Genomic DNA, 17,650 nt, shown 5'->3' with positions numbered 1-17,650 from the left:
CGTCACGCCACCTCGGCCTCGTCGTCCGGCTCGGGCTCGGGCGCCTCGCCCGGCGGACGCCCCTCGTCGTGCAGGCCCCACTGGCCGATCCGCTTCATGACGGTGCTCTTGGCGATGCGCAGCTCCTTCACCACCGCCGCGCGCTTGCCGCGGTTGCGGCGCAGCGACAGGCGGATCGCCTCCCGCTCGATCTCCTCCAGCGTGAGGCCGCGCACGTAGAGCGTGTCGTCGTCGCCGCCGTCGGCGGGCGCGGCGCGCGTGTCCTCGAACGTCACCGCCGCCGGCCCGATGGCCAGCCCCTCGCCGCGGAACAGGAGCGCGCGCTGCACCACGTTCCGGAGCTGCCGGACGTTGCCGGGCCAGTCGTACGCCTCGAGCTTCGCGAGCGCCTCCTCGCTCCAGCGCAGCGCCACCCCGCGCGGCGCCGCGCGCGCCAGGAACGCCTCCGCCAGCTCCCGCACGTCGCCGGCGCGCCGGCGCAGCGGCGGGACGGTGATGGGCACCACGCAGAGCCGGTAGAACAGGTCCTCGCGGAACCGTCCTGCGCGCACCTGCGCGCGCAGGTCGCGGTGCGTGGCGGCCACGATGCGGACGCTCACCTGGATCGGCCGGGACGCGCCCACCCGCTTCACCTCGCCCAGCTCGAGCACCCGCAGCAGCTTCGGCTGCAGGTCGAGCGGCAGCTCGCCGATCTCGTCCAGGAACAGCGTGCCGCGGTCGGCCTCCTCGAACGCGCCCTTGCGCATGCGCTCCGCGCCCGAGAACGCGCCCTTCTCGTGGCCGAACAGCTCGGACTCGATGAGCGTCTCGGCGATGGCCGAGCAGTTCACCGGGATGAACGGCCCGTCCCGCCGCGCGGAGCGCGCGTGCAGCGCGCGGGCGAACAGCTCCTTGCCGGTGCCGGTCTCGCCGAGGATGGTCACCGCCGCCTCCGAGGGGCCGACCCGCTCCACCAGCTCGAACGCCTGCCGCATGGCGCCGTCGCGCGAGATCATCCCCTCGAACGCCTCGGCGCGGGCGGGCTCGGGCGCCTCGCGCGGCTCGAGCACGATCTCCGCGTCCCCGAGCTGCACCGGCAGGCCGAACGGCAGCTCCGCCCGCGTCACGCGCGCGCCGCTGATGAACGTGCCGTTCGTCGAGCCGAGGTCCGCGAGCGCCCACCGTCCGCCGCGCGCCTCCACGCGCAGGTGGCGGGCCGAGACGAACGGGTCGTCGAGCGGCGCGTCGCAGGTCGGGTCCTTGCCCACCACCACGCCCGCGGCGGTGACCGGGACGGTGCGCTCGCGCCCGCCGGCGCGGAGCCGGAGCCGCGCGGGCGGCGGCGCGGCGGCGGCCGCCTCCTCGGGCGCGCGCAGCCGCGTCTCGCCCGCGCCCGGCGCGACGCCCTCGGCCGCGCGGAACAGCGCCCGCCACGCGCCGAGCGCGAGATCGGCGCCGTCGGCGAGCCGCGCCTCGCGCGCCGGCGTCCCGCCCACCGCGGTGCCCGCGCCGGAGCGGTCCACCAGCCACCACCCGTCGGCGCGCCGCTCGACCACCGCCTGCACGCGGGCGAGCGCGGGATCGGGCAGCGAGACGTCGCACTCCGGGCCGCTGCCGAGCGCGGTGCGATCGGTGAGCGTGACGCGCAGCAGCTCCTCGCCGTGGCGGAAGAAGGCAAGCTCGGGCATGCGCCCGAGGCTAGCCAACCCCGCGCCGCGGGTGAAGGTCCGGCCTCCGCTCCGGGTGCGGCAAGACGGGGAGTGCGTGGCTGACCCGGGGCGCTAGCCCCTCGCCAGCTCCTCGAACTCGGCGTTGCCCTTCAGCCCGTCGAACATCGGGTCGGTGCGGAGCCAGTCCCGCACCTTGTCGGCGTCCTGCGCCAGCGCCTTGCGCAGGGCCTCGAGCGCCTCGGCCGGCTTGCCCCACAGCGCGTACAGCGCCGCCACGTCGTAGTTGAGGAGCAGGTCGTCGGGCTTCAGCGCCGCGGCCCGCGCGTAGGCGCGCTCGGCCTCGGCGTAGAAGCCCTTCTGCGCGTAGCAGATGCCGAGGTCCAGCTCGGCCTCGAAGTTGGACGGCTCGAGCCGCACCACCTCCTTGAGGTGGGCGATGGCGGCCCGGTAGTCGCCCTCGTCCATGAGCAGGCCGGCCAGCTCGTGGCGCGGGAACGGGTCGGTCGGCTCGAGCTCGATGGCGACGCCGAGCTCCTTCACCGCCTCCTCCGTCTTGCCCTGGTCGGCCAGCGTCAGCCCGAGGTTCAGGTGCGCGTCGGGGTGGTCGGGCTCGAGCTGGATCGCGTCCTGGTACTCGGCGATCGCCATGTCCGGCCCGTGCGTGGCGAGGAAGCAGGCCAGGTTGTAGTGCGCGGTGGCGCTGTCCGGCTCGAGCCGGAGCGCGGTGAGGTACTCGTTCAGCGCCTCGCGGTAGCGCTTCTTCTCCGAGTACACGGTCGCGAGGTTGTCGTGCGCGTGCGCGGAGCTCGGGTCGAGCTCGATGGCCTTGTGGAACTCGTTGATGGCCTCGTCGAGCCAGCCGCGGTCGGCGAGCTCGATCCCGCGCGAGTTGTGCGCGTCGGACAGGGCGATGGGGTCCTTCTTGTCGCGGCTCACGGCGGCGGAGTGTACTTTCGTTTCGCCCGGAACAGGGGGCGGAGGTCGGCAGGACCGAATCTAACCGGCGCCGGCGCCCCGCGGCCAGGGACGCAGAGGGCGGACGGGCGGGCGCCCGGGAGGCGAGGGTGAGGCGAAGGAGCGCGTGGTGGGCGGCGGCGATCGCGCTGGCGATCGCGGTCGCCGGCGTCGCCTGGCGGTGGGGCCAGGGCGAGGAGGACGACGAGGCGCGCGTCCGCCGGCTGGTGGACGGCTCCGCCGCCGCCGTGGCTTCGCGCGACGTGAACGGGGTCGTGGCGCCGCTCTCCGAGCGGTTCCGGGGGCACGGCCTGGATCGCGCCGGCGCGAAGCAGCTCGTGGCGTACGAGGTGCTGCGCGGCGCCTGGGCGTCGGCCATGGTGGCCGGCGCCACCGTGGCGGTGGACGGGGACCGCGCCGCGGCGCAGGTGGACGCGGTGCTGTCGCGCGCGGCCGGCCGGGGAAAGGCGCTCGCGGAGCTCCTGCCCGGCGAGGGCACCGCGCACCGCTTCGCGCTGCGGCTCGAGCGCGAGGCGGACGGCTGGCGCGTGGTCGAGGCGGCCTGGCGGCCCATCACGCTCGCCGAGGCGCTGGCGGGCCCGCCGCCGGCGGAGCTCGCGCCGGCCCCGGACCGTTGACGGGGACGACCCTGGAGGGCATGCTCCGCCTCCCGGCTCGCGCCGGGCTCCGACCGATGGCCCTCTACACCGTCCTCTCCAGCGAGCAGATCGCCGACGCGATCCGGAGCTTCGGGCTCCCCGCGCCGGACCGCGTCCAGCCGGAGCCGAAGGGCAGCGTCAACACGAACTACCACCTGTGGACCGGCGGCGAGCGCTGGTTCCTGCGGCTCAACGAGGGCAAGACCGACGCCGACGTGCGGTTCGAGGCCGAGGTCCAGCGCTACCTCCACGAGGCCCGGTTCCCGGTCGCGCGCCTGCGCCTCGCGGCGGACGGGCGGCCCTGGGTGCCGGTCGAGGGCAAGCAGGCGATGCTGTTCGCCTACGCGGCCGGCGAGGAGATCTCGCGCGACGCCGCCGGCCCCGAGCGCTGCCGCCGCGTGGGCGAGCAGCTCGGGCGGCTGCACGAGCTGGCGTCCGGGTTCGTCCCGGAGCGCCGCAACCCGTACGCGCCCGAGCGCGTGCGCGGGTGGATCTCCGAGCTGCGGCCGGACGGCGGGGGCGACGCGGACGTGCGGGCGGCGCTGCCGATGCTGGACGACGAGCTGGCGCGCGCGGACCGGCTCCCCGGCGCGCCGCGCGGGCTGGTCCACGGCGACCTGTTCATCGACAACGTGCTCTGGATCGGCGACCGCGTCGGCGCGGTGCTCGACTGGGAGATGAGCTGCGTGGACCCGTTCGCCTACGACCTCGGCGTCGCGGTGAACGCCTGGTGCTACGTGGACCGCTACGACCCGGCGCGCGCGGCCGCGCTGCTCGCCGGCTACCGGTCGAGGCGCCGGCTCGAGCCGGAGACCGCGGACGCGCTCTACCCGTGGGCGCGCTACGCCGCGCTGCGCTTCACCGCCTCGCGCATCCACGCGTTCCACCGCGCCGCGCTCGGCGCCGACCGGCTGGCCTGGAAGGACTGGCGGCGCTACCGCGACCGGCTCGCCGCGCTGCGCGACATGGGCGAGGGCGGGTTCCGGGCGCTGCTCGGGGTGTGAGGGCCGCGCCCCGCTCGCGGTTCGACGGGCTCACCGCGAGCGGATTCCGGGCGCCCGCTCGCCCCGAGCCTGTCGAGGGGCGGGCGGATGGCGCTCGATCCGGATCGCTCCCGATCTACAGCCCGGCGGTGAACAGCCAGCGGCCGTCCACCTTGCGCAGGTGCATGCGGTGCACGTCGGAGTCGCGCCGCGGCACCACCCCGTTCGCGGTCTTCACCCGGTACCAGCCGTCGTAGAACACCTCGGCCACCGCGCGGTCGCCCTGGACCTCGATCTTGCGGACCTGGATCTCCAGCTTCAGCGCGTCCACCTTCGCGAGGTCCTCCGGCAGCGTGCGCGCGAGCAGGGCGCGGTCCACGTCGTCCTCCGGCGCGGGCGTGGCGGCGTCGTCGAAGTAGTCCGGCGCGGTCAGCGCCACCACGGCGGCTGCGTCGCGGCGGCCCATGGCCTGGACGTACTGCTGGATGGCCTCGAAGACCCCGCGGTTGTCCCGGGTGTCCTCGATGTTGGTGCCGGGGAGCTGGCGCGCAGCGCAGGCCGTGGCCAGGGCGAGCAGGAGGGCGAGGCGCTTCGTCATGCGCGCGACTTTGTCCCGCCCGAGGTGCCGCGTCAATCTTCTCTGGCCTTTCCGGGGCGCCGGGGCGGGCGGTTGCCGCCGCGCTTTCCCGCCGCATACATTCCCGGCGATGGCCGACCCCAGCCTCCCCTCGCTCCGCGCGTTCTTCGAGACCGCCCCCGCCGCCCGCAAGGCCACCCGGCCGCTGGCGCGCGGCGCGCGCGTGAACCTGGCGCTCGACGACGGCCCCGCCCGCTTCACCATGGCGAGCGGCGCGCCCGCGGTGGAGCCCGGCGCGGCGCCGGACCCGGACTTCACGCTCACCTTGCCGGCCGCGGCGGTGGAGCGGATCACCGGGCTCCGCTCCGAGGACGTGGGCGAGTTCGGGGTGGAGTTCTTCAAGCTCGTCATCGAGCGCGACCCCGCCGTGAAGGTGCGCGTGCGGGTGGACGCGTCCACCGCGCGGCTGCTGGAGCACGGCTACCTGGGCGTGCTCGCGGTGGGCGGCATGAAGGTCGGGTGGTGGCTGCTGAAGAAGGGCGTGAAGAACCCGAAGGCCGCGATCGACCGGCTCCGTAACGGCGTCTGAGGTCGCCGCCGCGTCAGCGCGACCGGGGCCGGGCTGCGGCCTCGAACGCGCACCGGCGCAGCCCCGCCTCGAGGCGCTCGCGCTCCGCGCCGCCCGCCGCCCGCGCCAGCGCCGCGCGCAGGGCCTGCTCCCCCGCGTCGCGCTCGCCGGCGGCGCAGGCCGCCTCGCCGCCGGCCGCGCGCGCCTCGGCCTCGAGCCCGGGCGGGAGGCCGCCGGCCACCGCGCGGGCGAGCAGGGCCGCCGCCGGCGCCACCTCGCCGCGGACCCAGTGCGCGCGCCCGACCAGGTAGGCCGCGAGCGGCGCGTCCACCGCCGCCGCGGTGCGGGCCAGCGCGAGCGTCGCGTCGCCCAGGCCGAGCAGGTACGGCAGGGCGGCGGGGGCGAGCCGAGGATCGCGCAGCGCCGCGAGCTTGGCGGAGAGGAGCCTCGCCTCGCCGCGGTCCGGGCCGGCCGCGAGCGCCTCCGCCCAGCCGGCCGCGGCCGCGGCGGCGTCGCCCTGCCGCCAGCGGACGTCGGCCTCGGCGGCGTCGAGCGCGCCCTCGAGCGCGCCCTGGCCCCCGCCCTGGGCGCGCGCCTCCGCGTACGCGTCGAGCGCGCCCGCGAGGTCGCCGGCCCGCGCCAGCGCGTCGCCGCGCGCCTTCGCCGCCCAGGGCGAGCCGGTCAGCGCGCCGGCGCGGCGGTACAGGCCGCAGGCCGCGTCGGTCCGCCCGGCGGCAGCCGCGGCGCCGGCGGCCGACTCCAGCGCCGCCGCCTCGCGCGCGCAGCGCCGCGCGAACAGGCTCCCGCGCGCCAGCCGCGCCTCGGCCTCGCGCCGGAGCCCCTCGGGCACGCTCACGCCGTCGAGGAAGCGCTGCCACTCGTCCACCAGCGCCGGCAGCGGGCGGCCCAGCGCGGCGGCGACGTCGCCGGTGGCGTAGGCGCGCGCCACCGGCGCCGGGCCGTGGCGCGCCAGCAGGAACGCGAGGAAGCTCCCGGCCGCGGTGTACGCGCGCGCCGGCGCCTGGGTCCAGAAGCCGCCCGGGCCGACGATCGCGGGCAGGTCCGGGAGCCGGCCCTGGTCGCGGGCCGCCCGCGACCACTCGTGCACCGTCCAGGCGCCGCGCGGCACCTCGAGCGCCACCGCCAGGCCCTCGACCAGGCCCGCCGACACCAGCACCCCGGCCCGCGCCGGGACGCGCAGCGGGCCGGGCGCGAGCGCCGACGCGACGGCGTGGACCACCTCGTGGCGCAGGACCGGGTGCGGGAGCGGCGCGTCGCCGAGGTGGATCTCGGCGCGCCAGGGCTTGGTGAAGTCGGTGCCGGCCGCGCCCACCAGGCGGCGCTTCTCCTCGGCGCTCCGGTAGACGTACACCGTCACCCGCGGCGGCCGCTCGATCCCGAGCGCGCCCGCCACCTCGGCCACGTGGAGCTCGCACTCGGCCAGCAGCTCGGCCGCGGCCGCGTCGGGCTTCTCCGAGGGGAGCACGAGCGTGCAGCGCGGCCCCTCGCGGACGCCGCCGAGCGCGCGCGCCACCGTCTCGCGCGAGCCGTCCAGCCCGAGCGCGGCGCGGGCGCCCCGCGCGGCGGCGACCGCCCCGGCCGCGGCGGCGAGCGCGAGCAGGACCCCGGCCAGCCGGCGCCGCGCGCGGCGGGGCCCGAGCGCGAGCTCGGCCGCGGCGGCCACCGCGATCGCGAGCGCGGTGGCGTCCAGGGCGCCCAGCACCACCCGGCCGTCCACCCGGAGCGCCTCGTCGTAGAGCGGCCCGGGCCAGGCGCCGAGCAGCGGGCTCCAGGCGAACGCGGCCGGGCCGGCGTACGCGCCCCGGAGCGCCGCGCCCAGCGCCGCGAGCACCGCGAGCGCGTACAGGGCCGCCGCCGGCCCGGCGCGGCCGCGGGCGAGGAAGGCGGCCGCGGCGCCCAGCGCGGCCGCGAGCAGCGCGGACGGGAGGGCGAGCAGCGGGAAGAAGCCGGCGGCGGCGAGGGCGCTGCACGGCCCGAGCGCGGCGCGGAGCAGCGCGCCCGCGAGCAGCAGCAGGAGGAGGCCCGCCGCGGCCGTGCCCGCGGCGGCTGCGGCGGCCGCGGGCGACGGCGAGGGGCGGGCGCGGGCCTCGCGGGCGGCCGCGAACCCGAGCCAGGGACCGAGGACGAGCGCCGCGAGCAGCGCGCCGGCCTCGGCCAGCTCGTACCCCGGCGCGTCGAGCAGCGGGAGCGAGCCGCTCGCCAGCCCCAGCGCCGCGAGCAGCGCCGCGGCCCCGCGCACGGCGCGCCGGCGGACCAGCGCCTGGAGGAGATCGAGCATCGCGTCCCGCCGATATCGGCGCCGCAGCTATCGGCCGCGCCAGCCCCGGGATAACATGGCGCGCGATGCCGGAGAACCGCGAGCACGCGCGCGCGCCCATCGAGCTGAAGGTCGACTACAAGAAGCTGAACAGCTTCTTCGCCGACTACACGAAGAACATCTCGAAGGGCGGCACGTTCATCAAGACCCGGAAGACCCTTCCGGTGGGGACGCGCTTCGTGTTCCGGCTCGCCGTGCCGGGGCGCCCGGCCGCGTTCGAGCTGAACGGCGAGGTGGTGCACGCGAGCGCGCAGGGCGAGGAGGCGGGGATGGGCATCCGCTTCGTCTGGTCCGACGCGCGGCTCCGCGCCGAGTTCGAGGGCACGGTGGAGCGCCTGATGTCGGAGAGCCTCGGGCCGCTGCTCGCGAAGCGGCTCCTGAGGAAGGGCTAGCGCCGCTCGTGGCTCGACAGGCTCACGACGAGCGGAGCTCGGCGGGGGGCGCTCGACCGAGCCGGGCCTCAGTACAGCACGTTCTCGAAGCGCACGCGGTCGCCGGCCTTCACGCCGTGCGCCGCGGCCCAGCCGCCGTTCACCTCGAGCACGTAGCGGCTCGGCACGCCCACGTCGCGCGGCGACAGGGTGAGCGGCTCGGCCCGCTCCACCACGCCGACCACGCGGCCGGCGTCGTCCACGAAGATCATGTCGAGGGGGATGAGCGTGTTGCGCATCCAGAACGTGTGGACGTCGCTCTCGTCGAACACGAACAGCATCCCGGCGTCCGCGGCGAGCGACGAGCGCTCCATGAGGCCGCGCGTGCGTGAGGCCTCGTCGCGCGCGACCTCGACCCGCACCGCGTGGCTCGCGCCCGCCGCGGTCTCGACGATGACGCGCGCGGCGGGGCGCGCCGGCTCGGGTGCCTTGGGAGAGGCACACGCCAGCGCGGCGGCGAGCAGGGCCACGGCGCGCGCGCCGCTCACTGCCGCGGGACGACGCAGTAGGACGAGTACTGCGTCTCGCCCAGGTAGCGCTGGCGGGTCGTCTCGTCGAGGCTGGCCAGGAACGCCGGGTCGAGCACCACCTGGTCGCAGACCAGGCCGGTCTCGGACTTGTAGCAGTCCTGGTCGGAGACGCACGGCTTCGAGCAGTATCCGCACGAGTCGCCGGAGCAGCCGCCGTACTTGGAGCCCGCGGGGGCCGGCGAGACGATGCAGATGAGATCCTCGCAGCCGATGTTGCCGGACTCGAAGTAGTCGCCGGACGCGGTCTGCGGGCTGGGCGGGTCGCCGCTCCCCCACGAGAGCTTGCAGCGCTCTCCGACGTTCGGGTTCTGGCAGGCGCTGAGCGCGGCGACGGAGGCGAGCGCGGCGATCAATCGGATGACCTGGGGACGCATGATTGTGGGAATCGTTAGCACGCACCTCGCGGCTCGACAAGGAAGGCTCTCGACCCGCTACAAGCGCCTACAGGCGCACAGAATCACGCATTTCTGCGCGGTACGCTCCGTTGCTCCTCCCATTTGCTTTGGCTAGGATGCCCCGTGTACGTGGGACGCCATCGAATGAGAAAACATCTCGCATATGCCTGGTTGCTCGTCGTGGCGGTCCCGCTGTCCGGGGCCGCCCAGGACCTTCCTGGGCTCGATCTGAGCCAGCCACCTCCGCCCGCGAAGGACGCGGACCCGGTGCGCACGGATGACCTTCCGCCGCCCAAGCCGGCCACGCCACCGCCCTCGCAGGGCGCGGCGAAGGCCGAGCCGGCGCCGGTGCTGCCCTTCTCCGAGAAGGACGTGGCGCTCGGCGACAAGGTGAAGGCCGTCCAGCGCAAGGGGTTCATGAAGCGCGGGCGCTTCGAGATCGCGCCGATGTTCTCGGCCACGGTGAACGACGCGTTCTACCAGAAGCTCGGCGTCGGCCTGCGGCTCGCGTACAGCGTGCACGACTCCTTCGCCATCGCGGTGCGCGGCGCCTGCTACCGCGAGGACTGGGGCTGCGGCACCTCGCTGCGCACCGACAACGTGCGCGAGGGCAAGCTCGCCTTCCAGAGCCAGCTCCTCACCTCCGATCTGTACGGGCAGGCGATGCTGGCCGGGGTGTGGTCGCCGATCTACGGCAAGGCGGCCTTCCTCAACCAGAGCATCATCCACTTCGACCTGTTCCTCACCGCCGGGTTCGGCGCGGTGTGGACCGCGACCAGCGTCGCGCCGCGCAACGAGGGGCCGCACCTGGCCACCGACCTCGGCGGCGGCGTCCGCTTCTACCCGCGGGAGTGGATGGCGTTCGAGCTCGGCCTGCTCGCGACGCTCTACCCCGACCAGCCCGTCGCCTCGGTCCCGAGCACGCTGCAGAAGGTGTTCACCGCGAACGTGGGCTTCTCGTTCTTCTTCCCGACGACGTTCGAGTACGTCCACCCATGACGACCGACGGCCTGACGATCCGATCCCTCGCCGCACGGGCGCTCGCCGCGCTCGCGCTGGCGCTCCTGCTGGCGCCGCTCGCGGCGCGGGCGCAGAGCAAGTCCGACGCCTTCGCCGGCAAGATCCCGCCGGTGTCCGGCGCGCTCTTCCAGAAGGCCGGACGCCTCGAGCTCTCCCTCACCGGCAACCTCTCGCTCAACGACGCGTTCTACGCGAAGCGCTGGGGCGGCCTGAAGCTCGGCTATCACCCGGCGGAGTGGCTCTACGTGGGCGCGGCCGTGGCGGCGGGCAGCTCCACCCGGACCGGGTCCGCGGTGGTGTGCCCCTCCAACGGCGGCTGCCAGGACGCCGCCGACGCGCAGCTCTACCAGGTCCCCGGGAACCTCAAGATGGTCACGGGCCTGGAGGTGGGCTGGTCGCCGGTCTACGGCAAGCTCAACGTGTTCGCGGAGCGCGTCGCGCACTTCGACCTCTCGGTGATCGCCGGTGCCGACTGGATCTCCTACGAGGAGGTGCTGTCGGCCACGCAGGCGGAGGCGCTCGCGGTCTCGGGCGGCAAGCCCGGCACGAAGAGCACCTTCGGCGGCCACGTGGGGCTCGGCTTCCGCGTGTTCTTCGCCGAGTGGATCGCCGCCCGGCTGGAGTTCAAGGACTACATCTACTCGGTCCCGGTGCCCAACTGGCAGGAGGGCGGCGCTGCCCGGGACGACATCCAGAACCAGCTGTTCACCGAGATCGGGCTGTCGTTCTTCTTCCCGTTCCACAACCGGGCGGGGCACTAGGCCACCATGGCGCGCGCCACCTCCAAGATCCTCCTCGCCGTCGCCGCCCTCGCCGCCGCTCCCGCGGCCGAGGCGCAGCTCGGCATCGATCTCACCGCGCCGGACAAGAAGCCGGCGCCCAACGCGACGCAGAAGCGAGACGAGTCGCTCTCGCTCCCCGCGCTCGAGCTCGGCAAGACCGCGCCCGCCGCCGAGGCGAAGGCGCGGCTCGACGCCGCCAAGCGGCTCCTCGACGAGAAGGCCACCGAGACGGCGGCCCTCGCGTTCGACCAGATCCTGCGCGAGCCGGCCCTGGCCGCCGCCCACGACGAGGCGCGGTACCAGCTCGGCAAGGCGCTCGCGCGCATGGGCCTGCTCCACTCGGCGCTCGCCACCTTCGACGAGATCCTGGCGAAGGGGCCGAGCGGCTCGCGCTTCTACGGCTCCTCCATGGAGTGGCTGTTCTACGCGGGCAACAAGCTCAAGAACGAGCAGCCGCTGCTCTCCCGCGTGGCGAAGCACGCCCGCGACGCGTTCCCGCCCGGCTTCGAGGACCGCTTCCACTTCCTGCTCGCCAAGTACGAGTTCGAGCGCGGCCGCGCGCTCGCCGACGCCGGGCGCGCCGACGAGGCGCGGGGCGCCTGGGGCGAGGCGCGCCGGCTGGTGTCGCTGGTGCGCGAGCAGGCCGGCGCCGCGGCGCCGAAGGGCGACGCCCCGCCGAGCGAGCAGGGCGACGTGTACGCGAAGGCGCGGTTCGTGGACGGCCTGGTGCTCTACGCCTCCGGCGACGACGTCGGCGCGTCCGAGCAGTTCAAGCAGGTGGTCCGCCTGACCAACCCGAAGCGCGGGCGGGCGGCCGACCCGCAGCTCCGCGAGCTCGCGTTCCTGCAGCTCGCGCGCATCCACTACCAGAACCGGCAGAACCGCTACGCCATCTTCTACTACGGGAAGATGCCGTGGGGCGGCGAGAGCTGGCTCGAGGGGCTGTGGGAGGCGTCGTACGCCCACTACCGCATCGGCGACTACGAGAAGACGCTCGGCAACCTGCTCACGCTGCAGTCGCCGTACTTCAAGGACGAGTACTTCCCGGAGTCCTACGTCCTGAAGTCCATCGTCTACTACGAGAACTGCCGCTACCCCGAGGCGCGGCGCGTGCTCGAGACGTTCGCCGGGCTGTACCAGCCGGTCTACGACGAGCTCGTGAAGACCACCGGCGCGCAGCGGCCGCCCGCGGCCTACTACGACCTGCTCGACACCGGCGCGCGCGGCGGCGCGCTCCCGCGCCGCATCATGAAGCTCGCGTTCACCGACCAGAACGTCCGCCAGCTCGCCCAGAGCGTCGCGGAGGTCGAGGACGAGATGGACCGCGGCATCGGCGGGCGGCGCTCCGAGTTCCGCCAGTCGGCGCTGGCCAAGCGGCTGGGCGAGCAGCTCCGGGCCGAGAAGGTCACGCTGGTCGAGGAGGCCGGGGCCCGCACCCGCGCCAAGCTCGAGTGGGAGCGCGACCAGCTCCGCTCGCTGCTGGCCCAGGCGCTCCGCATCAAGATCGAGGTCTCGCGCAAGGAGCGCGAGGCGCTGGAGGGCTCGCTGGCGCGCGGCAGCCAGGTCGAGGTGGTGAAGGACCTGAAGTACTCCTCGGCCGTGTCCGACGAGCACCTGTACTGGCCGTACGAGGGCGAGTTCTGGCGCGACGAGCTCGGCACGTACTCGTACACGCTCACCCGCGGCTGCAAGGACCGCCTCTCGCGGCCCGGCACCGCCTCGAAGTAGGGCTTCACCAGGAGAGACCGAAGCATGACCCGTGCTCTCGCCCTCGGCGCCGTGGTGGTGGCGCTCGCGGCCGGTCCCGCGCGCGCCGCGGATCCGCGGCCGCAGCCCAAGGAGGCGGACCTCGGCCAGAAGCGCCAGGTCGCGCCCGACGCGTCGCTGGGTGGGAGCCTGCAGGCCGCCAAGAAGGCGGCCGAGCCGGGCGGCCCGAAGCTGGACTTCGAGACCTTCCGCAAGAAGGTCGAGGTGGACATCTCGGCCAAGCGCCGCGAGGAGATCGCCAGCCTCCAGCAGCTCATCCAGCTCGGCGGCGGGTCGGCCACCGAGACGCCGCAGTGGTACTTCCGGCTGGCCGAGCTGCTCTGGGAGGAGTCGCAGTACTTCTTCTTCGAGGCGAACCGCCGCGACGACCGCATCATCGAGATCGGCACCTCCAACCCGGCCGAGGTGGGCCGGCTCCAGGAGGAGAAGAAGGGGCTCGACCAGCAGTCGCGGCGCCTGCAGGAGCAGGCGGTGGCGCTCTACAAGGCCATCATCTCGCGGTACCCGAGCTACCCGCGCCTCGACGAGGTCCTCTACTTCCTCGGCGAGAACCTCTCCCGCCGCGACCGCAACGACCCCGACGCGCTGAAGGCGTACCGCGCGCTCATCCAGAAGTTCCCGAGCTCGCGCTACGTGCCCGACGCGTGGATGGCGTTCGGCGAGTACTACTTCGACCGGGCCAACAAGAACGACCGCAACGGCAACCTGCGCAAGGCGCTGGAGTCCTACCGCAAGGCCGCCGAGTACCAGGAGAGCTCGGTCTACGGCTACGCGCTCTACAAGCAGGGCTGGGTCCACTACAACCTCGGCAACTGGAGCGAGGCGCTGGAGCTGTTCCGCGGGGTGATCTTCTTCGGGGAGATGCCCACCAGCACGGTGCCCGCCGACCGCAAGCTCGCGCTGGTGAAGGAGGCGCGGAAGGACTACGTCCGCACCTACAGCCACGTCGGCTCGGCCGAGGGCGCGTGGGACGACTTCCGCCGCGTCGGCGGCCAGACCGGCTGGTGGGACATGCTGAAGTCCCTGGCCGGCCTGTACTTCGACGAGGGCAAGGATCGCGACGCGGTGCTGGTCTACCACCGCATGATCCAGGAGAAGCCGCTCTCGGTCGAGGCGCCGTTCTTCCAGTCGCGCATCGTCACCAGCGCCGGCCGGATGGGCCGCAAGGACGCGGCGGTGGCCCAGGCGCACGTGTTCGTGCGGATGCTGCGCGACATCGAGGCGTCGGCGGAGGGCAAGGACCCGAAGAACGAGAAGGTGCTGAAGGAGGCGCGGCGCGACGCCGAGTCCACCCTGCGCATCCTCGCGGTGCAGTACCACAACGAGTGGAAGAAGACGCGCGACGACCCGGTCGCCGGCTTCGCCGCCGCAGTCTACAAGGACTACCTCGACGTCTTCCCCGGCGAGCCGCCCGCCTACGAGATGCGGTTCTTCCACGCCGAGCTGCTCTACGCGCTGGCCGAGTTCGAGGCCGCCGGCGCGGAGTACGAGCGCGTGGCGCTCCAGGACATCCAGGCGCTCAAGGCGAAGCCGCAGGCCGGGCAGCCGGCGCCGAAGCCGGGCAAGTTCTTCAAGGACGCGCTCGAGAACGCGGTGTTCGCGTACGACCTGGTGGCGAAGAAGCTCGACGAGACCGAGAAGCGCCAGCCGTCGGACCCGAAGAAGAAGCTCCCGATGGCGCCGCAGCGGCAGAAGCTGGCCGAGGCCTGCCAGCGGTACCTCGAGCACCAGCCCAGGGGCGAGAAGTGGGTGGAGATCGCCTACAAGCTCGCGAACCTGCACTACCGCCACAACGCGTTCGGCGAGGCGAGCGACCTGTTCACGCGCATCGCGCTCGACCACCCGCAGCACGAGCTGGCCGGCTACTCCGCCAACCTGGTGCTGGACGCGTACAACCTGCTCGGCGACTGGCGCAACGTGAACGGCTGGGCGAAGCGGTTCTACGACAACCGCGCGCTCATCGCCGCGCACCCGCAGCTCAAGGACGACCTCTCCCGCGTCATCGAGCAGAGCGCGTTCAAGGTGATCGAGGAGAAGGAGAAGGCCCAGGACTTCGTGGGCGCGGCCGAGCAGTACCTCGCGTTCGCGCGCGACTGGCCGGCCTCCCGCCTCGCCCCCACCGCGTACTACAACGCGTCGGTGGACTACGTCCGCGCGCACCGGCTCGACCGCGCGATGGAGATCCGCGAGCAGTTCCTGCAGCGCTACCCGACCCACCAGCTCGCGCCGAAGTCGCTCTACGACAACGCCGAGGCCTACGAGGCGGTGGCGGACTTCGGGCGCGCCGCCGACCACTACGAGCGCTACTTCCACGCCTGGCGCGCCGCCAGCCGGCGCGAGCCGCCGCCCGCCGCGAAGGGCAAGGGCAAGGCGCGCGGCAAGGCCGCCGCCGCCGTGGCCGAGGCGCCGGCCGGGCCGCCCGCGGTGTACGAGGAGAAGAAGGCGAACGACGCCATCGTGAACGCGGCGGTGTTCCGCGCCGGCCTTCGCGAGTGGGCGAAGGCCGAGGCCGCCACCCGCGCCTACCTCGACACCTGGCCGAACGGGCCCGACGCGCGGCGCATGTTCCGCTCGCTCGCCGACCTGTACGGCAAGCAGGGCCAGGCCAGCCGCGAGCTGCGCCAGCTCGAGGAGTTCCAGCTGAAGTACGCCCGCGACCCGGAGGACTGGATGGACGCGCAGCAGCGCATCGCCGCCATCCAGGAGAAGTCCGGCAACGGCGCGGCCGCGCAGCGCACCTACCAGGCGGGCTACGCCTACTGGCGGCGGAACCGGGACAAGGTGAAGGAGCGCGGGCTCGGCCTGGTGGCGCAGGCGATGTACCTCGAGCTCGAGGACGACTTCACGAAGTACGACAAGATCACGCTCGACGTGGCGCCGAACTACCTGAAGGCGCAGCTGCAGGTGAAGGGGCGCAAGCTGAAGCAGCTCGAGGACGCCTACGGCGAGGTCGTGAAGCTGAAGCAGGCCGGGCCCGCCATCTGCGCGCTCTACAAGATCGGCCTCGGCTACGAGCGCTTCGCCCGCGCCCTGCACGCCGCGCCCATCCCGCGCGAGATCCGCGGCAACAAGGCGTTCGTGGAGGAGTACCGGGCCCAGCTCGCGCAGGCGTCCGAGCCGCTGGAGCGCAAGGCGGTGGAGGGCTTCGAGCTCGCCGCGAACGCCTCGCGCGACTACGGCGTGGTGAACGCGTGCGCCCGCGACGCGTCGGCCCAGCTCGCGAAGGCGAAGCCGGACCAGGCCGCCGGCGCCGCGGCGGCCGAGGTCGTCCCGCCGGTCCCGGCGCCCCCGGTCGCCGAGGCGCCGAAGGGCTACGGCATCCTGGCCGAGATCCAGCCCGTGCAGGCGCGCCCCGCGGCCGGCACGCCGCGCGCCGCCGAGGCGCCGCTGCCCGCGCTCCGCCTGCAGCCGGTGGGCGCGCGCAGCGCCGCCGCGGAGCCCGCCGATCCGCGCTCCGGGCGCGGCGCCGCCGAGCCCGCCGACGCCCGCTCCGGCCGCGCCGACGTCGAGCCGCAGCTCCCCCGCCGCAAGAAGGGCGGCGACGAGGACGAGGACCTCCTGCCGTGACCACCGCGCGCACCGCCTCCCTGCTGCTCCTGCTCGCCGCCGCCGGCTGCGCCGGCTCGCGCGCGAGCTCCCCGGCGCCGGCGTCCGGCGCCCGCCCCGCGGGGCTCCCGGCCGACGCGGCCGAGGCGCTCTCGGCCCGCGCGCAGCGGCTCTACTCCGAGGCCGTCCAGGCCCAGGAGGACCAGCGCCGGCTCAAGGTGCCCACCGACTGGGCGGTCCTCGAGCGCAAGTGGCGCGCGGTCCTCGACGCGGGCGAGGTCGCCGAGGCGCGGCACAACCTGGGCGTCGCGCTCGAGGCGCAGGGGCGCGTGGACGAGGCGCGCGCCGAGTACCAGAAGGCGCTCGCCGCGAAGCCGGGCCTGCGCCAGGCGGCCGTCAACCTGGGCGTGCTGCTCGAGAAGCAGGGCGACCTGGCCGGCGCGCAGTCGATCTACGCGGCGGTGGTGCGCGACTTCCCCGAGGACGCCCGCGCGCGCGAGCGGCTCGCGGCCATGTACCGGAACGCCGGGCAGCTCGACGAGGCGTGGCGGCTGGCCCGCGAGGCGCTGCTGCGCGACCCGCGCTCGGTGGGCGCGTACGTGGTGATGGCGCGGGTCTCCCTGCAGCGCGGCAACCTGGACGTCGCGCAGCTCATCCTGCTGCGCGCGCAGAAGCTCGCGCCCTCCGACCCGGAGCTGCCGTTCCTCGCCGGCGAGGTGCTGGCGAAGCAGGGCGAGCCCGAGGCCGCGGCGGCGCAGTGGCGCAAGGCGCTCGCCCTCGACGACGGCTACCTGCCGGCACGCCGCGCGCTGCTCGACGCGGCCGTGAAGGGGCGCCGCTGGCCGGTGGTGGCGGAGCACGCCCAGGCCATGGTGCGCGCGGACGCCAAGAACGCGCCGGCCTGGCTCGCCCTGGGCGTCGCGAAGCGCCACCTCGACAAGCCGGACGAGGCGCTGGCGGCGTACGCGAAGGCGCAGGAGGCGTCGGGCGACGCGCTGCCCGAGGTGCACCTCGCCCGCGGCGTGCTGTTCATGCGGGTGAAGAACGAGTGCGAGCCGGCCCTGGAGGAGCTCCGCGCCTACGGCCGGATGGTGGGGCCGGTGGCGGCCGCCGACTCGCCGGCGCTCAAGCTCCAGCGCGAGTGCGAGCAGATCGTGGCCGAGAACCGGCGGGCGCAGGAGGCCGCGAAGGAGATGCAACGGGACGCGGAGCGCAAAGCGGCGGAGGCCGCCGCGCGCAAGGCCGCGGCGGCCGCGCCCGCGGTCGCGCCTGCCGCCGCCGGGGCAGGGGCGGGGGCGGGGAAGGGCGAGCCCGGGGAGCCGGGTACCGGTGCGGGCGGAGGTGCCGCTCCCACATCGCCCCCGAACCCGTCACGGTGAGCGTGGAGGTCGGTTCCGGAGCACAGCCGTTGCTACTTGCACCACCGGCCGCGGTGTTAGCCTCGGCCAACG

At 74.7% G+C, this 17,650-nt stretch carries 15 protein-coding genes; 9 read left to right on the top strand and 6 right to left on the bottom strand.

All coding sequences use genetic code 11. The features are described 5' to 3' along the window. Positions 1-2 precede the first annotated feature (2 nt). Positions 3-1,667, bottom strand: a complete 1,665-nt coding sequence (locus ADEH_RS17225; protein ID WP_011422383.1) for a sigma 54-interacting transcriptional regulator — start codon at positions 1,665-1,667, stop codon at positions 3-5. 93 nt (positions 1,668-1,760) lie between these two features. Beyond that, positions 1,761-2,585 carry a tetratricopeptide repeat protein gene (locus ADEH_RS17220; protein ID WP_011422382.1) on the bottom strand — a complete coding sequence of 275 codons (825 nt, stop codon included), beginning with the start codon at positions 2,583-2,585 and terminating at the stop codon, positions 1,761-1,763. A gap of 128 nt (positions 2,586-2,713) precedes the next feature. Here ADEH_RS17220 and ADEH_RS17215 point away from each other — a divergent pair, with 128 nt between their 5' ends. Both ADEH_RS17215 and ADEH_RS17210 read left to right on the top strand, forming a co-directional pair. Beyond that, a complete protein-coding gene (locus tag ADEH_RS17215; protein ID WP_011422381.1) occupies positions 2,714-3,241 on the top strand; it encodes a hypothetical protein in 528 nt (175 codons plus the stop codon). Between the two features lie 56 nt (positions 3,242-3,297). Further along, positions 3,298-4,266 (top strand): homoserine kinase, encoded by a 969-nt coding sequence (locus ADEH_RS17210; protein ID WP_041453947.1) that lies wholly within the window; start codon positions 3,298-3,300, stop codon positions 4,264-4,266. Between the two features lie 115 nt (positions 4,267-4,381). Here ADEH_RS17210 and ADEH_RS17205 read toward each other — a convergent pair whose 3' ends face one another. Then, positions 4,382-4,843: a nuclear transport factor 2 family protein gene (locus tag ADEH_RS17205; protein ID WP_041453654.1), complete on the bottom strand. Its 462-nt coding sequence runs from the start codon at positions 4,841-4,843 to the stop codon at positions 4,382-4,384. Positions 4,844-4,952: 109 nt separating this feature from the next. On the opposite strand from ADEH_RS17205, the gene ADEH_RS17200 reads away from it, so the two are divergent. Continuing rightward, positions 4,953-5,411: a hypothetical protein gene (locus ADEH_RS17200; protein WP_041453653.1), complete on the top strand. Its 459-nt coding sequence runs from the start codon at positions 4,953-4,955 to the stop codon at positions 5,409-5,411. 13 nt (positions 5,412-5,424) lie between these two features. Here the strand turns inward: ADEH_RS17200 and ADEH_RS17195 are convergent, their stop codons facing one another. Beyond that, positions 5,425-7,689 (bottom strand): type VI secretion system protein, encoded by a 2,265-nt coding sequence (locus ADEH_RS17195; RefSeq protein WP_011422378.1) that lies wholly within the window; start codon positions 7,687-7,689, stop codon positions 5,425-5,427. A 65-nt stretch (positions 7,690-7,754) separates the two neighbouring features. Between ADEH_RS17195 and ADEH_RS17190 the strand changes: the two genes are divergently transcribed. Beyond that, positions 7,755-8,120: a TIGR02266 family protein gene (locus ADEH_RS17190; RefSeq protein ID WP_011422377.1), complete on the top strand. Its 366-nt coding sequence runs from the start codon at positions 7,755-7,757 to the stop codon at positions 8,118-8,120. A 68-nt stretch (positions 8,121-8,188) separates the two neighbouring features. Here the strand turns inward: ADEH_RS17190 and ADEH_RS17185 are convergent, their stop codons facing one another. Further along, positions 8,189-8,647 carry a DUF192 domain-containing protein gene (locus ADEH_RS17185; RefSeq protein ID WP_011422376.1) on the bottom strand — a complete coding sequence of 153 codons (459 nt, stop codon included), beginning with the start codon at positions 8,645-8,647 and terminating at the stop codon, positions 8,189-8,191. After that, complete coding sequence (gene cglC, locus ADEH_RS17180) at positions 8,644-9,063, bottom strand: adventurous gliding motility lipoprotein CglC (RefSeq protein WP_011422375.1); 420 nt, start codon at positions 9,061-9,063, stop codon at positions 8,644-8,646. Before cglC ends, ADEH_RS17185 begins: the two co-directional genes overlap by 4 nt. A 288-nt stretch (positions 9,064-9,351) precedes the next feature. On the opposite strand from cglC, the gene ADEH_RS17175 reads away from it, so the two are divergent. From ADEH_RS17175 to gltE, 5 genes are read left to right on the top strand one after another with little or no spacing between them, the layout of a single operon-like run. Beyond that, complete coding sequence (locus ADEH_RS17175) at positions 9,352-10,083, top strand: outer membrane beta-barrel domain-containing protein (RefSeq protein ID WP_232287314.1); 732 nt, start codon at positions 9,352-9,354, stop codon at positions 10,081-10,083. Further along, positions 10,080-10,865: an outer membrane beta-barrel domain-containing protein gene (locus ADEH_RS17170; RefSeq protein ID WP_011422373.1), complete on the top strand. Its 786-nt coding sequence runs from the start codon at positions 10,080-10,082 to the stop codon at positions 10,863-10,865. Before ADEH_RS17175 ends, ADEH_RS17170 begins: the two co-directional genes overlap by 4 nt. 6 nt (positions 10,866-10,871) lie before the next feature. Further along, on the top strand, positions 10,872-12,614 hold the full coding sequence (gene gltC / locus ADEH_RS17165; protein WP_011422372.1) for an adventurous gliding motility protein GltC: 1,743 nt from the start codon (positions 10,872-10,874) through the stop codon (positions 12,612-12,614). A gap of 24 nt (positions 12,615-12,638) precedes the next feature. Continuing rightward, positions 12,639-16,220, top strand: coding sequence for a tetratricopeptide repeat protein (locus tag ADEH_RS17160; RefSeq protein ID WP_011422371.1), 3,582 nt, complete (start codon positions 12,639-12,641; stop codon positions 16,218-16,220). After that, positions 16,217-17,578, top strand: coding sequence for an adventurous gliding motility TPR repeat lipoprotein GltE (gene gltE, locus ADEH_RS17155; RefSeq protein ID WP_011422370.1), 1,362 nt, complete (start codon positions 16,217-16,219; stop codon positions 17,576-17,578). Before ADEH_RS17160 ends, gltE begins: the two co-directional genes overlap by 4 nt. Positions 17,579-17,650 lie beyond the last annotated feature (72 nt).

The sequence above is a fragment of the Anaeromyxobacter dehalogenans 2CP-C genome, assembly GCF_000013385.1.
Taxonomy (GTDB): Bacteria; Myxococcota; Myxococcia; order Myxococcales; family Anaeromyxobacteraceae; genus Anaeromyxobacter; species Anaeromyxobacter dehalogenans_B.
The sequence above is the reverse complement of the archived record's forward strand: the minus strand, read 5'-3'. Positions and strand labels throughout refer to the sequence as shown.

Coding starts and splice junctions, on each gene's coding strand:
- ADEH_RS17170 (WP_011422373.1), top strand. CDS start 10,080: ATGACGACCGACGGCCTGACGATCCGATCCCTCGCCGCACGGGCGCTC.
- cglC (WP_011422375.1), bottom strand. CDS start 9,063: ATGCGTCCCCAGGTCATCCGATTGATCGCCGCGCTCGCCTCCGTCGCC.
- ADEH_RS17195 (WP_011422378.1), bottom strand. CDS start 7,689: ATGCTCGATCTCCTCCAGGCGCTGGTCCGCCGGCGCGCCGTGCGCGGG.
- gltC (WP_011422372.1), top strand. CDS start 10,872: ATGGCGCGCGCCACCTCCAAGATCCTCCTCGCCGTCGCCGCCCTCGCC.
- ADEH_RS17225 (WP_011422383.1), bottom strand. CDS start 1,667: ATGCCCGAGCTTGCCTTCTTCCGCCACGGCGAGGAGCTGCTGCGCGTC.
- ADEH_RS17160 (WP_011422371.1), top strand. CDS start 12,639: ATGACCCGTGCTCTCGCCCTCGGCGCCGTGGTGGTGGCGCTCGCGGCC.
- ADEH_RS17200 (WP_041453653.1), top strand. CDS start 4,953: ATGGCCGACCCCAGCCTCCCCTCGCTCCGCGCGTTCTTCGAGACCGCC.
- ADEH_RS17205 (WP_041453654.1), bottom strand. CDS start 4,843: ATGACGAAGCGCCTCGCCCTCCTGCTCGCCCTGGCCACGGCCTGCGCT.
- ADEH_RS17210 (WP_041453947.1), top strand. CDS start 3,298: ATGGCCCTCTACACCGTCCTCTCCAGCGAGCAGATCGCCGACGCGATC.
- ADEH_RS17190 (WP_011422377.1), top strand. CDS start 7,755: ATGCCGGAGAACCGCGAGCACGCGCGCGCGCCCATCGAGCTGAAGGTC.